General features: G+C 74.0%; 15 protein-coding genes. 6 read left to right on the top strand and 9 right to left on the bottom strand.

Going from position 1 to position 12536, the window contains the following annotated elements:
- Positions 1–169: 169 nt before the first annotated feature.
- Positions 170–685: a hypothetical protein gene (locus ACZ51S_RS00915; protein ID WP_468959663.1), complete on the bottom strand. Its 516-nt coding sequence runs from the start codon at positions 683–685 to the stop codon at positions 170–172.
- Between the two features lie 416 nt (positions 686–1101).
- Complete coding sequence (locus ACZ51S_RS00910; RefSeq protein ID WP_468478747.1) at positions 1102–1731, bottom strand: YigZ family protein; 630 nt, start codon at positions 1729–1731, stop codon at positions 1102–1104.
- A 90-nt stretch (positions 1732–1821) separates the two neighbouring features.
- Here ACZ51S_RS00910 and ACZ51S_RS00905 point away from each other — a divergent pair, with 90 nt between their 5' ends.
- Positions 1822–2226, top strand: coding sequence for a CoA-binding protein (locus ACZ51S_RS00905; protein WP_468959661.1), 405 nt, complete (start codon positions 1822–1824; stop codon positions 2224–2226).
- Position 2227: 1 nt separating this feature from the next.
- Here ACZ51S_RS00905 and ACZ51S_RS00900 read toward each other — a convergent pair whose 3' ends face one another.
- On the bottom strand, positions 2228–2824 hold the full coding sequence (locus ACZ51S_RS00900; RefSeq protein ID WP_388937501.1) for a helix-turn-helix domain-containing protein: 597 nt from the start codon (positions 2822–2824) through the stop codon (positions 2228–2230).
- Between the two features lie 109 nt (positions 2825–2933).
- Here ACZ51S_RS00900 and ACZ51S_RS00895 point away from each other — a divergent pair, with 109 nt between their 5' ends.
- Complete coding sequence (locus ACZ51S_RS00895) at positions 2934–3800, top strand: EamA family transporter (RefSeq protein WP_468478748.1); 867 nt, start codon at positions 2934–2936, stop codon at positions 3798–3800.
- Between the two features lie 71 nt (positions 3801–3871).
- On the opposite strand, the gene ACZ51S_RS00890 is transcribed toward ACZ51S_RS00895, so the two are convergent.
- Positions 3872–4876 carry a LuxR C-terminal-related transcriptional regulator gene (locus ACZ51S_RS00890; protein ID WP_468801684.1) on the bottom strand — a complete coding sequence of 335 codons (1005 nt, stop codon included), beginning with the start codon at positions 4874–4876 and terminating at the stop codon, positions 3872–3874.
- Positions 4877–5044: 168 nt separating this feature from the next.
- On the opposite strand from ACZ51S_RS00890, the gene ACZ51S_RS00885 reads away from it, so the two are divergent.
- Positions 5045–5248: a hypothetical protein gene (locus tag ACZ51S_RS00885; protein ID WP_388937211.1), complete on the top strand. Its 204-nt coding sequence runs from the start codon at positions 5045–5047 to the stop codon at positions 5246–5248.
- Between the two features lie 127 nt (positions 5249–5375).
- On the opposite strand, the gene ACZ51S_RS00880 is transcribed toward ACZ51S_RS00885, so the two are convergent.
- On the bottom strand, positions 5376–6125 hold the full coding sequence (locus ACZ51S_RS00880; protein ID WP_468478750.1) for an acyltransferase: 750 nt from the start codon (positions 6123–6125) through the stop codon (positions 5376–5378).
- 132 nt (positions 6126–6257) lie between these two features.
- Between ACZ51S_RS00880 and ACZ51S_RS00875 the strand changes: the two genes are divergently transcribed.
- On the top strand, positions 6258–6824 hold the full coding sequence (locus ACZ51S_RS00875) for a gamma carbonic anhydrase family protein (RefSeq protein ID WP_468959177.1): 567 nt from the start codon (positions 6258–6260) through the stop codon (positions 6822–6824).
- 27 nt (positions 6825–6851) lie between these two features.
- Here the strand turns inward: ACZ51S_RS00875 and ACZ51S_RS00870 are convergent, their stop codons facing one another.
- The gene (locus ACZ51S_RS00870; protein WP_468478787.1) at positions 6852–7520 is read right to left on the bottom strand and encodes a DedA family protein; all 669 of its coding nucleotides are present in this window, start codon (positions 7518–7520) and stop codon (positions 6852–6854) included.
- A gap of 344 nt (positions 7521–7864) precedes the next feature.
- The gene (locus ACZ51S_RS00865) at positions 7865–8302 is read right to left on the bottom strand and encodes a DUF4442 domain-containing protein (protein WP_388937504.1); all 438 of its coding nucleotides are present in this window, start codon (positions 8300–8302) and stop codon (positions 7865–7867) included.
- Positions 8303–8412: 110 nt separating this feature from the next.
- Here ACZ51S_RS00865 and ACZ51S_RS00860 point away from each other — a divergent pair, with 110 nt between their 5' ends.
- Positions 8413–9444: a DUF8017 domain-containing protein gene (locus ACZ51S_RS00860; protein WP_468478752.1), complete on the top strand. Its 1032-nt coding sequence runs from the start codon at positions 8413–8415 to the stop codon at positions 9442–9444.
- Between the two features lie 100 nt (positions 9445–9544).
- Complete coding sequence (locus tag ACZ51S_RS00855; RefSeq protein ID WP_468478753.1) at positions 9545–10846, top strand: MFS transporter; 1302 nt, start codon at positions 9545–9547, stop codon at positions 10844–10846.
- On the opposite strand, the gene ACZ51S_RS00850 is transcribed toward ACZ51S_RS00855, so the two are convergent.
- A complete protein-coding gene (locus tag ACZ51S_RS00850; RefSeq protein WP_468478788.1) occupies positions 10833–11624 on the bottom strand; it encodes a spermidine synthase in 792 nt (263 codons plus the stop codon). The two genes, ACZ51S_RS00855 and ACZ51S_RS00850, sit on opposite strands and share 14 nt — an antisense overlap.
- Before the next feature lie 67 nt (positions 11625–11691).
- Entirely contained in the window at positions 11692–12534 is an 843-nt protein-coding gene (locus tag ACZ51S_RS00845; RefSeq protein ID WP_388937222.1) for a patatin-like phospholipase family protein, read from the bottom strand.
- Between the last annotated feature and the right edge of the window lie 2 nt (positions 12535–12536).

The raw sequence follows: 12536 nt of genomic DNA, 5'->3' as shown, positions 1-12536 counted from the left end.
CCCACCGTCCCCGGGCCCGTCGGCGCCCGGTCCATGACAGACCTCAGTCTGCCACCGGCGTCCGGGGCCGGGTGACCGTGGAGGTCAGCGGCGGCCCGGATCGTGACATGTCCTCGCCACCGGGATACCTCCGGCGGCGCCACGCCGCCGCTGGGGGCCGTCCGGCGGATCACGGCCGGCCCTGGGTCCCCGCCCGGTGCCGCTTGGCGTAAGACCAGGTCACGGCCGTCATCAGGGCCGGGATGGCGCACAGCGGGGCGAAGGTGAGGGCCCAGACGGTCTGTGCCGTACCGCTTGACATGTACGTCTGGCTCTCGACGGTGAAGGCGACGACGAGCTGCCACACTGCCACCAGGACCAGGACGGCCGAGGCGGTCCAGGCCAGTGCGGCGAGGATCCGGGGGCGCTGTGGCCGCCACCGGTCGCTGACGAGGAGCAGTGGCAACAGGGCGGCCAGCTCCGCGATGACGGAAAGGCCGACCACGTACGCGATGCCCCAGCCCGGGATGCCGAAGACGTCGCGCAGGACCTGGTCGCTGTAGCCGACGTAGACGCCGGATGCCATGGCGATGCGCCACAGACCGGAGGGGACGGCGCACAGGGCGATGGCGTGGGCGGCGCGGCGGGCCCAGACGGGCGCGGGGGCGGCGGTGAGCGGAGCGGGTGCTGTCGTCATGGCCTCCATGCTGGCCGTGGACATGGCGGGCACGCATCGCCCACTACGGCGGAGCGCCTCCCCCGCGCGGCGGAGGGTTCACCCCGCTGACGTACGACCTGAGCGGGACGCACCCTCCGCGTCGCGGGGAGGGGACGTTTCGGCCGGGCCTGTAAGAGGGTTGACAGGTCACCGCTCCACCGCTCTTGCGGGGAAAGGGTGTTGGGGCGGAATCGACGGCTTCGGCCGCCCCCGGCACAGGTCACGCCTCATCGAGGAGACTCCGCACCCCTCCCCACATGTGGCCGCAGCCACGGCGGATCCGTCTTCTTCCGCGGCATCACCGGCCTCGAGACGGTGGCCGCCGCCGGCCAGTGAACCCCGCTCCCGCAGCGGCCCGTCGGTTCCTCCGGCGGGCCGCTGCGGCCGTGCGCGGCCCGCCGGGGTCAGCCGTCGCCGTAGGCCTCGCCGCCGAGTTCGAAGCCGGCGGTCCCGGCGGTGGCGTCGGCGAGCCAGGCCCGGAAGGCCTCGACCTCCGCCTCCGGGAGGCCGATCTCGATGGAGACGGCCTCGCCGTAGCGCACGTCCAGCACGGCGCGGCCGGTGGACCGCAGGTCGTTCTGGGTCTTGCCGGCCCGCTGGTGGTCGACGGTGACGGTGGCCAGCCGGTACCGGTGGCGGGTGACGGTGCCGAGGACGTCGAGCGCCTCGCCGACGACCCCGCCGTAGGCGCGGATGAGCCCGCCGGCCCCGAGCTTCACGCCGCCGTAGTACCGGGTGACCACGGCGACCGCGTACCGGATGTCGCGCCGGGTCAGCATCTGCAGCATGGGCACGCCGGCGGTGCCGCCGGGCTCCCCGTCGTCGCTGGCCTTCTGGACGGAGGCGTCGGCGCCGATGACGTAGGCGTAGCAGTTGTGCGTGGCGGCGGGGTGCTCCTTGCGGACGCGCGCGATGAAGTCCTGCGCCTCCCGCTCGGTCGCGGCGGGCGCGATCGAGCACAGGAACCGCGAGCGGTTGATCTCCGCCTCGTGCGTCCCCTCACGGGCCACCGTCACGTACTGGTCTGCCTTCACCGCTCCACCCTACGGGGAATCGGACAGGTGTCCCCGCCGTTGATCCTGCCGAACGGTCCGGTGGAACGACCCCAGCAGGAGGCGGCGCGCGTGTACGGCGACCAGGCGACCATCCGGAAGATCCTCACCGAGCTCGGTGACACCTGGGCCGTAGTGGGCCTGTCGAACAACGAGGACCGGGCCGCCTACGGGGTGGCGAAGGTGCTGCGGCGGTTCGGGAAGCGGGTGGTGCCGGTGCATCCGAAGGCGGAGACGGTGCACGGCGAGCAGGGGTACCGGTCGCTGGAGGCGATCCCGTTCAAGGTCGACGTGGTGGACGTCTTCGTGAACAGCGCGCTGGCCGGCCGGGTCGCCGACGACGCGGTCGCCGCCGGCGCCGAGGCCGTCTGGTTCCAGCTGAACGTGGTCGACGAGGCCGCCTTCGCACGCACCCGTGAGGCCGGGCTGGACATGGTCATGGACCGCTGTCCGGCCATCGAGATCCCCGCCCTCTGACTCACTGGGCGCGGCGGGCACCGGTCCCCGGGACGGGCGGGATCGAGACCGCCATGGTCATCACCATCGGGGCGGTGCCCTCGTTGCGGTAGGCGTGCGGGAGGTCCGCCTCGAAGGAGACGGCGCCGCCCGCCGGGACCACGTACCGGTCCTCGCCGAGGTCCAGGGTCAGCTCCCCGGCCGTGACGTGCAGCATCTCGAAGGTTCCGGCCGGGTGGGGGTCGGAGGCCGTGCCGTCTCCGGGCTCCAGGCGGTAGGTCCACATCTCCACCGGCCCGCGGCGGTCGTCGCCGAGCAGCATGCGCGCCTCGCTGCCCTCCGCGCTCGACCACATGCGCACCCCTTCCCCCGGCGGCACGACGCGGGCCCGGGGCCCGCGGTCGTGGTCCAGGAGGGTGGTGATGCTGACCCCGAGGGCGTCGGCCAGTTTGACCGTGGTGCCGACGCTGGGGTTCGTGCGGGCCTGCTCGATCTGGATGATCATGCCGCGGCTGACTCCCGCGCGGGCGGCCAGCGCGTCCAGGGTGAAGCCCCGTTCGCCGCGCCACCGCTTGAGGTTCCGGGCGAGCGCCTGGGTGAGCTCTTCGAGGTCAGACACCATTCCGTCCAATATTTTGGATGACACAGTCCAATAGACTGAACTAACCTGCGGTGTATTCGATGCTGCACTCCACCGTCCACCGCACTGTACTGCGAGGTCCCCGCCCATGACTGCCCTCTTCGCCCTGGCCACAGCCGTGCTGTGGGGACTCGCCGACTTCGGCGGAGGGCTGCTGACGCGTCGGATACCGGCGCTCACCGTGCTGGTGGTCTCGCAGCTCACCGCGGTCGTCGTGCTCGGCGCGCTCGTCCTCGGCACCGGCGCCTGGAGCGCGGCGGGGCCGCAGCTGTGGTTCGCGGTGGCCGCGGGTCTGGTCGGACCGGCGGCGATGCTCGCCTTCTACAAGGCCCTGGCCCTCGGCCCGATGGGCGTGGTCTCCCCGCTCGGCTCCGTCGGGGTCGTCGTACCGGTCGGAGTGGGGCTGGCCCTGGGCGAGCGGCCCGGCCCCGGCCAGTTCGCGGGGATCGCGGTGGCCGTCGTCGGCATCGTCCTGGCCGGCGGGCCCGAGCTGCGCGGCGCCCCCGTCCAGCGGCGGGCGGTGGTGCTGACGCTCGTCGCCGCCTTCGGCTTCGGCGCCGTCATGGCCCTGATCTCGGAGGCCTCCACCACCGTGACCGGGCTGTTCCTCGCCCTGTTCGTCCAGCGCGTCACCAACGTCGCCGTCGCCGGCGCCGCCCTGTTCGCGCAGACCCGGCGCGGCGTCCCGGCCCTGCCGGAGGGCACCGGTCCGCGCGTGCTGTGGAGCATGGCGCCGGCGCTGGCCTTCGTCGGCCTCGCGGACGTCGCGGCCAACGGCACCTACTCCCTGGCCGCCCAGACCGGCCCGGTCACCGTGGCCGCCGTGATCTCCTCGCTGTACCCGGTGGTGACCGCGTTCGCCGCCTTCGTCGTGCTCAAGGAACGGCTGCGCAGCGTCCAGGCCGCCGGCGCGGGACTGGCCCTCGCGGGTACGGTCCTGCTCGCCGCGGGCTGACGTCGCGCCCCGGAGCACTCCCCCGGCCGGGGACGGGCGGCCGCCGGCCCGGCCGGGTCCCGGACCCACCCTCACGGCAGCAGCCGCTCCGGCGACGTCGCCCACCAGAACGTCAGCTGCGGCACCGTCTGCAGGCCCAGCGCTTCGCGCATCTTCGAGACGTGGGCCGTCACGGTGCGCTCGCTGAGACCCAGGTTCTCGCCGATCTGCCGGTGGCTGCGGCCGGCCACGATGCCCCGCAGGATGGTCCGCTGGAGCTTCGAGGTCTTGGTGTCGTCGTCCGTCCCCGGTGCGCCCGCCCCTTCGCCGGGCACCCACGGGTCGGCCCGGTCCCACTGCTGCCGGAAGTGCGCGGCCAGCAGGGCGCACACCCCTCGGTCCTGGGTGTACCAGGCCGCCTCCTGCTGGACGGTGCCGTCCTCGCCGTAGACCTCGAAGAAGGCGTGCGCCCGGTCCACGATGATCAACCGCAGGAAGTCCTCCCCCAGGGTGCGCACCTGCGCGCCGGCGCGCGTCATGGTGGCGACCCATTCCCGCTGCGTCGGGTTGGTCCGCCCGCTGGTGCGGTAGATCGTCCGTACGGTCACCCCGCGCTGGGCGGCCTGCAGGTCCCGCGGCAGCGCGCCCTTGAGGACCTTCGGCTTCCGGTGGCCGGGCTGCGCGGTGAGGATCTCGTACTCGGCGGCCTGGATGGTGCGGATGGTCTCCGCGTTCACCTCCGGGACGGTGCGCAGCAGGAGCGTGCCGACGGGGCTGGGGCTGTGGTGGTACCGCTGCTGCTCGGCCTCGAGCTCCCGTACGTGGGCGGGGATGCCGGCCAGGGCCTCGGTGGCGCCGGTGAGGGCCCTGAGGACGGCAGCGGTGAGCTGGGTCTCCAGGTAGCGGGAGGGAGCGGGGACGTACGTGCCGGGTTGGTGGGTGTTCGCTAAGAGGACCTCGCGCGCGAGGAGCGGGGCGAGGCCGGGCTCGTCATCGGGCAGCGTCTCCCCCCGCAACGCCCTGCGGTAGGTCCGCAGTTCCGCCTCGGTCAGAGGGGAGGTGTCCGGGGCGGCGGTGGATATTTCCTGATCCGTCATCAAATCCCTCTTCCTCTTGCTGAACTGCGGGTGGACGCAGTATCCCGAAGGTTGATTGCGACCCCCACCCGGTAGAGCCTTGATCGCGTGCCACAGGGCCCGTGGCGCAGATATGGTCCCGCTGCCCGCATCGTCCGCGGGGGCCGGGCCGGCCAAGGGAGGAACGCCTTGATATCGATCAACATCCGGTCAACCGTCTCCGCCGCGCTGCTCGCGATCCTCGCGGTCATCGGACTCAGTGGTGTCGCGGCCGACGCGCCGGCCGGCACCAATTGGGGAATCGCAGCCATGGGAGAAGCGGAACAGCAGAACGACGCCACCGTCTCGTCTGCCGACTCGCTGATCCAGCCGCCGGACTCCGACTGGGGATGATCCTCCCGCGCTGAGGCGCACAGCACCCGGTGCAGCGGTCACCCCGCCCGCCGGGTGCTGCGTCGTTCCCGGGCCGCGCCCGCCACCTCCGGCCCGGTCGTCCGTGCCCGCGCGTGCCGGGCACCGCCTACGGGGACCGCTCGGCCTCCGCCAGCAGCGCCAGCCCGCGCAGCTGCTCGGGGGTCATCCCGTCGGGTATCGGCACAGGCGCCGGCGTGCGCAGCGGCGGCTGCCAGCCCGTCTCCGGCTCCCACCGCCGCACGACCCTGGCCGGGGCCCCCGCCACCACGGCGTGGTCGGGCACCTCGCCCCGTACGACGGCCCCCGCGGCCACCACGACGTTCCGGCCCAGCTTCGCGCCGGGCAGGATCACCGCCCCCGTGCCCAGCCAGCAGCCGGGCCCTATCTCCACGGGGGCGCTGCGGGGCCACTGCCGTCCGACGGGCTCGTGCGGGTCGTCATAGCTGTGGTTGGTGGAGGTGATGTACACCCCGGGCCCGCAGAAGGTGTCGTCGCCGATGGAGATCCGGGCGTCGGCGATGACGTGGCTGCCCCGGCCGAGGACGACGCCGTTGCCCAGCACGAGCACCGGGTCCGCGCCGAGGTCGAGGTCCGGCATCATCCCGGCCGTCAGGGTGACCTGCTCGGCGATGATGCAGTGCGCGCCGAGCCGGATCCAGCGCTCTCCGAAGACGGTGCCCTGGGGGAAGGCGAGCCGGGTTCCCTCGCCGATCGCCCCGAAGCGCAGCCGGCCTGGGTGCTGTGCGGTGACCGCCCCGGCCTGCTGCATCCAGCGCCAGCCGGCGTGCACGGCACGGCTGGCGATCCGGCGGCGCAGGGCCGCCAGGGATGAGAACGTGTTCTGGTTCTTCGGCACCCGGCCACGGTAGTGCGCCCCGCGCCGGACGTCCGGGCCCGGCTCCTGTGATCTTCACCCCATCGCGGGGCCGCGGCGTCCCGTGCCCTACGGTGCAGTTGGCGCGGCATCCGGAAGCAGAGGGAAGTGACCATGAACGATCAGCCGAACCAGGCGGGCCCGGCGCACCAGGGGGCTCTCATCGCGGGCGTCGGCGACCGGAAGCCGTCGGTGGACCCGACGGCCTTCACCGCTCCGACCTCCGTCGTCGTCGGCGACGTCACGCTGGCCGCCGGTGCGAGCGTCTGGTACTCGGCGGTGCTCCGCGGCGACTGCGGCCCGATCACGCTGGGAGCCGACAGCAATGTGCAGGACAACTGCACGATCCACGTGGACCCCGGGTTCCCGGTGTCCATCGGCGAGCGCGTCTCCATCGGGCACAACGCGGTCGTGCACGGCTGCACGGTGGAGGACGACTGCCTGATCGGGATGGGCGCGACCGTGCTCAACGGCGCCGTGATCGGCGCGGGTTCGCTGGTGGCCGCGCAGGCGCTGGTTCCGCAGGGCATGGTCGTCCCGCCCGGTTCGCTGGTCGCGGGCGTCCCGGCCAAGGTGCGGCGGGAGCTGACCGAGGAGGAGCGCGAGGGGATCAGGGTGAACTCCGCGATGTACACGCGGCTGGCGGAGCAGCACCGCGCCTCGGTGACCCCCGGCGCCTGACCCCCCGCCCGGCCGGGGGCCTCGGGTTCAGTCCGAGGCGCCCACCGGGGCGGTGGCGGGCTCCGGCGCCGGCGCCGACTCGCGCGCCTCGGCCGCCGCCTTCTTCATCCGGCCGCGCAGGACCAGGGTGACGGTGAGGCCGATCAGCACGGCCAGGACCAGCGCCAGCCAGGAGAAGCGCTTGAGCCACGGCTCGGCGACGACGCCGACCGAGTAGATGACGGCGGTGGTGCCGCCGGCCCAGAGGATGCCGCCCAGGACGTTGGCGACGAGGAAGCGCCAGTACGGCATCTGCAGGACGCCCGCCAGCGGCCCGGCGAAGATCCGCAGCAGGGCGACGAAGCGCCCGAAGAAGACGGCCCACATGCCCCAGCGGTCGAAGGAGCGCTCGGCCATGGCCACCTGATCGGGCCCGAAGTGCTTGGGGAACCGCCTGCCGAGCTTCTCCAGCAGCGGCTTGCCGCCGCGGCGGCCGATCGCGTACCCGATGGAGTCGCCGATGATCGCGCCCGCGATCGCGCACAGGCCGAGGACCACCGGGTCGATCTCCCCGTGCTGCGAGGCCAGCAGCGCGGAGCTGACGAGGATGATCTCGCCCGGGAGCGGGATGCCCAGGCTCTCCAGCCCGATGACCAGCCCCACCAGGAGATAGACACTGATCGCCGGAATTTCCTCCAGCCATTCCTGGATGTGCACCGGTACGTCCTCCCTCGTCGTCACCGGCGGGCCCCCGAGACACGCCGAACGGGCAGCCTATCCGCTCCGCGGGGCGGCCTTCGTCCATGGCGGGAGTTCTCCGGGCGTACGGCCGGCGGACACCTCACGCCATCGCGGTCCGGGCAGCCCGTTCCCGCGCCCTGGTACGGCCTCCCGCTCCCCGTGCTCTCCCTGCCGCCTCCCGCGCCGGCCCCGGACGCACGGCGGGAGCGGCCCGCGCCGGACCGCTCCCGCCCCCACTGTGCCGCTCCCGCGCCCCGTTCGCCGCGTGACGCGCTCGCGCGCCGCCGGATTTCCGCCCCGGGAGGGGCGGCCGGGTGACGTTACGCGTTCGGGCGCAGGGTCCAGACGACGGTCATCTCGCCGGTGACGGCCTCGTCCTCGCGCTGGATGGCGATGGTGACGGGGAACTCGGGGCGGCCACCCGCGTCGAGTTCGGCGACGACGTCGGCGGCCGGACGGCCGAGGGTGGCGGTCGCCGTGACCACGCCCTTGGCGAGCTTCTTGTAGCCGATCTCGGCCTTGACGGCCAGCGGCACGGCGCGCGAGAGCTGCTCGCCGAAGGCGGCCAGGACGATGGCGCCGCTCGCGGACTCGGCGAGGGTGAACATGGCGCCGGCGTGCGGGCCGCCGACGTGGTTGTGGAAGTCGGGCTGGTCCGGCAGCCGGACGACGGCGCGCTCCGGAGTGGTCTCCAGGAACTCGAGGTTCAGGGTGCGGGCCATCGGGACCGTCTGGGCGAGCAGTTCGCCCACGTTCATCTGTTCAGCGCTCATGGAGCCGATGTTACCCACGGGTAGGTGTGGTTGGCCATAGCCGGACGGGGGGCGGACGTGGCCCCTGTCGGCGGCTCCCACTATGGTTACCGGCCATGTGGCCAGGACAGCAGCAGCCCGGGGGAGAGCAGAACCCCCAGGGCGCACACCAGAACCCGTACCAGCAGCAGCCGGGACAGCCGAACCCGTACCAGCAGCAGCCGCAGCCGGGATTCGGTGAGCAGCAGCCCGGCTACGGATACCCGCAGGCGGGCTACCAGACCCCTCCCCCGGTCCAGCCGTGGGGCAACACCCCTCCGCAGCAGCCGGCGCGCCCCTCGGGCGGCAGCCCCTTCTCCACCCGGACCGTGGCCATCGTCGCGGCCTCCGCGGTCGTGGTGACGGCGGCCGCCACCGCGGCGTTCGTACTGACCCGGGAGGACGAGGGCACGAACCTGGCCGACGACAAGCCGCCGGCCTCCTCCTCCGCGCCCGTCGCCCCGGTCGCGCCCCCCGCCCCGAGCGGCCCCAACCCGCGTGCAGGCGGCGACATCAAGCCGGTGATCCCGGGCTGGAAGGTGGTCATCAACCCGAAGCACGGGACCGCCTTCGACGTCCCGCCGGAGTGGAACGTGCTGGGCGCCGGTGTGATCGCCGGCTTCGAGGACGACTCCAAGAAGGACGGCTCCCCGCTCGTCACGTTCTCCGCGCCCGCCTACCTCAAGGAGGACTGGTGCAAGGTGGACTCCAACAAGGACGGACGCGAGGAGACCACCTCCCTGGCGGGTACCGGCACCAAGGGCGGCCAGGGCGCCAAGGACACCTCCGACGCCGCCCGCAACGAGGCCGGCACCTGGGTGTTCGCCGGGTACTCGCAGAAGCTGCCGAAGGAGAACGTCAAGATCTCCGAGACCAAGGAGTACACCACCTCCTCCGGCCTCAAGGGGCACGTGGCGACGGCGACCGTGAGCAACGTCCCCAAGGAGAACAAGTGCTCCTCGGACGGCAAGAGCATCGCCTTCAGCTTCAAGAACGCCAAGGGTGACTTCGCCAGCTGGGTCCTCTACAGCGCCGCCGGGGTCCCCGGCGAGGTCGACCAGGCGACCTACGAGAAGATCCTGAGCTCGGTCCGGCTCAGCGAGGGCTGATCCCCCGCGGACCCGCCGCTCCCGCACGATCCCCGGGCCGATGATCCGTTCACCGTTATTTCGTTTGGATTCCCGGCCCGGGACGGGGGATAGTCCCGGGGTGAACCCGCGCCCCGCACTCCGCACCCCCCGCCGCCGGCCCGCCTGGGCCGGACGCAACTACAGCCTCCTGACGGGCGCCGCGGTCGTCACCAACCTGGGCAGCCACGGGGCGCTCATCGCCGCCTCCTTCGCGGTGCTCGAAGCCGGCGGGAGCGGCGCGGACGTCGGCCTCGTCGCCGCCGCCCGTACGCTGCCCCTCGTCCTCTTCCTCCTCGTCGGCGGAGCCCTCGCCGACCGGCTGCCGCGCCACCACGTGATGGTCGCGGCCAACGCCCTCAACTGCGTCTCGCAGGCCGCCTTCGCCGTGCTCGTCCTCGCCGGTGACCCCCGGCTGTGGCAGATGATGCTGCTCACCGCCCTGTGCGGCACGGGTACGGCCTTCTTCAACCCGGCCGCCGAGGGCATGCTCCTGTCCAGCGTCTCCGGCGAGCACTCCAACCGGGCCTTCGCGCTCTTCCGCATGGCGATGAACGGCGCCGGCATCGGCGGAGCGGCCCTCGGCGGCGCGCTGATCGCCGCGATCGGCCCCGGCTGGGTGCTGGCCGTCGACGCGGCGGCCTTCGCGGTCGCGGGCGCCCTGCGCGCCTTCCTCGACGTCGGCCAGGCCTCCGAGCGGGCCCCCGGCGGCGGCCTGCTGGCCGACCTGCGCGAGGGCTGGGTGGAGTTCCGGACGCGGCCCTGGCTGTGGAGCATCGTGCTCCAGTTCTCCGTCGTCGTCGCCGTCGTCGGGGCCGCGGAGGCGGTGTACGGGCCCCTCGTCGCCCGCGACCATCTGGGCGGACCCGCGCCCTGGGGCGTGGCCCTGGCCTTCTTCGGCGCCGGCACCATCGCGGGAGCGGTCCTGATGATGGTGTGGAAGCCGCGCCGCCTGCTGCTGGTCGGCACCCTGTGCGTGTTCCCGCTCGCGCTGCCCTCGGCGGCGCTGGCGGTGCCGCTGCCGGTGTGGGGGCTGTGCGCGGTGATGTTCGTCAGCGGCGCCGCCATCGAGGTGTTCGGCGTCAACTGGATGACCACGATGCACCAGGAGATACCCGAGGAGAAGTTCTCCCGGGTCTCCGCCTACGACTGGTTCGGCTCCGTCTCCATGCTCCCCGTCGCCACCGCGCTGGCCGGCCCGGCCGAGGCCGCCTTCGGCCGCGCCCCGGCGCTGTGGGGCTGCGCGGGGCTGGTGGTCGCCGCCACCGCCCTGGTCCTGCTCGTCCCGGACGTCCGCCGGACCACCCGCAGGCCCCCGGCCGCGAAGGTCCCCGCCCCCGCCCCGGCGGAGGCCGCCACCCCCGCCGGGCTCACCCGAGGCTGAACGCCCCCGCCGGGGGAGCCGGCGAGGACACCGCGTCCGCGTCGGCCACCGGACGCGCCCCGCGCATGAACCGGGCCAGCCCCTCGCCCGACTCCACCCGGGCGGGGAAGGCGTCGGCGGCGCACCGCCGGGCCAGCGCGGCCAGCGGCAGCGGGGCGTCAGAGGCCAGCAGCACCGCGTTGCCGAAGCGCCGCCCCCGCAGCACCCCGGGCTCGGCGATCAGCGCCAGCTCCGCGAAGGCGGCGGCGAAGTTGGCCAGCTGCGCCTTCAGGAAGCCGAACGGTGCCCCGTCGGCCAGGTTCGCCGCGTACAGCCCGCCGGACCTCAGCACCCGCGCCGCCCGCTTCGCGTACTCCACCGAGGTCAGCTGGGCCGGCACCCGTGTGCCCCCGAACACGTCGGCCACCAGGACGTCGGCGCTCGCCTCCGGGGCGGCCTCCAGCCAGGCCCGCGCGTCGGCGGCGTGCACCGTCACCCGTGCACCGGCGGCCAGCGGCAGGTGCCGCTCCACCAGCTCCACCAGGGCCGCGTCGAACTCGACGACGCCCTGCCGGGACCCCGGGCGGGTGGCCGCGGCGTAGCGCGGGAGGGTGAGCGCGCCGCCGCCCAGGTGCAGGAGGTCCAGCGCGGCCCCCGGCTCCGCCGCGCAGTCCAGCACGTGCGCGAGGCGGCGTACGTACTCGAACTCCAGGTGCTCGGGCTCGTCGAGGTCGACGTAGGACTGGGGCGCCCCGTCGACGGTGAGCAGCCAGGCCCGCTCCCGGTCCACGTCCGGCATCAGCTTGGCGGTGCCCTGGCCCACTTCCCGGATCACCGGGACCTGTTCGTCGCTCACCCCACCATTGTCAGGCCGACCAGACGGCCGCCGCGTCGGCGGTGTGCGCGGCGGCCTGCGCGAGCCCGGCGCGGGCGGCCGGGTCCCGCCGCGCGGGGTCCAGGACGTTGCGCCCGAAGGCCTTGCGGGCCTGCGGGGACGGGGTGATGAGCAGCACCCGGGCGCCGGCCGCCCGCAGCCGGGCCGCCTGGGAGGCGGGTGAGGGGACCAGGGAGGAACCGAGCGAGATCGGGGCGAGGATCACCACCCGCGCGTACCCGGCCGCGAGGTCGGCGTTGGTCGCCGAGCGGACCCCGCCGTCGATGAAGCGGCGCCCGCCGACCGTCACCGGCGGCCACACGCCCGGTACGGCGCAGCTCGCGGCGACGGCGTCGACGAGCCCGGCCCCGCTCTCCCGGTCGAAGTCGGCCGGGGCCCCGCTGAGCGCGTCGACGGCGGTGACGACGAGCCGGCGCTCGGGCCACTCGTGCGAGGCGAGCCGGGCCGCCAGCACCTCGCGCCGCTCCGCCTCCGCGCCGGTGTCGGCGGCCAGCGCGAAGGCGCCGACCCGGCGCCGGTAGGCGGCGGAGTCCCGGGAGCGCGCCATCGCGAGGGCGTAGCGGGCGAGGACCCCGGCGCCCAGCCGGGCCGGGCGTTCCCCGCCGGGGTGGCCGAGCTGGCGCTCGTACAGTTCCCGGGCGGTGAGGCCCGCGGTGAGCTGGGCGCCCACCACGGACCCGGCCGAGGTGCCGACGACCAGGTCGGCGGTGGTGAGGTCCACGCCCGCCCGGGCGAGCCCGTACAGGATCCCGGACTCCCAGCCGACGCCGGTCAGACCCCCGCCGCCGAGCACCAGTGCCGTTCCGCCGCCCATGT

This window comes from Streptomyces sp. NPDC034043 (assembly GCF_055575675.1).
The sequence above is the reverse complement of the archived record's forward strand: the minus strand, read 5'-3'. Positions and strand labels throughout refer to the sequence as shown.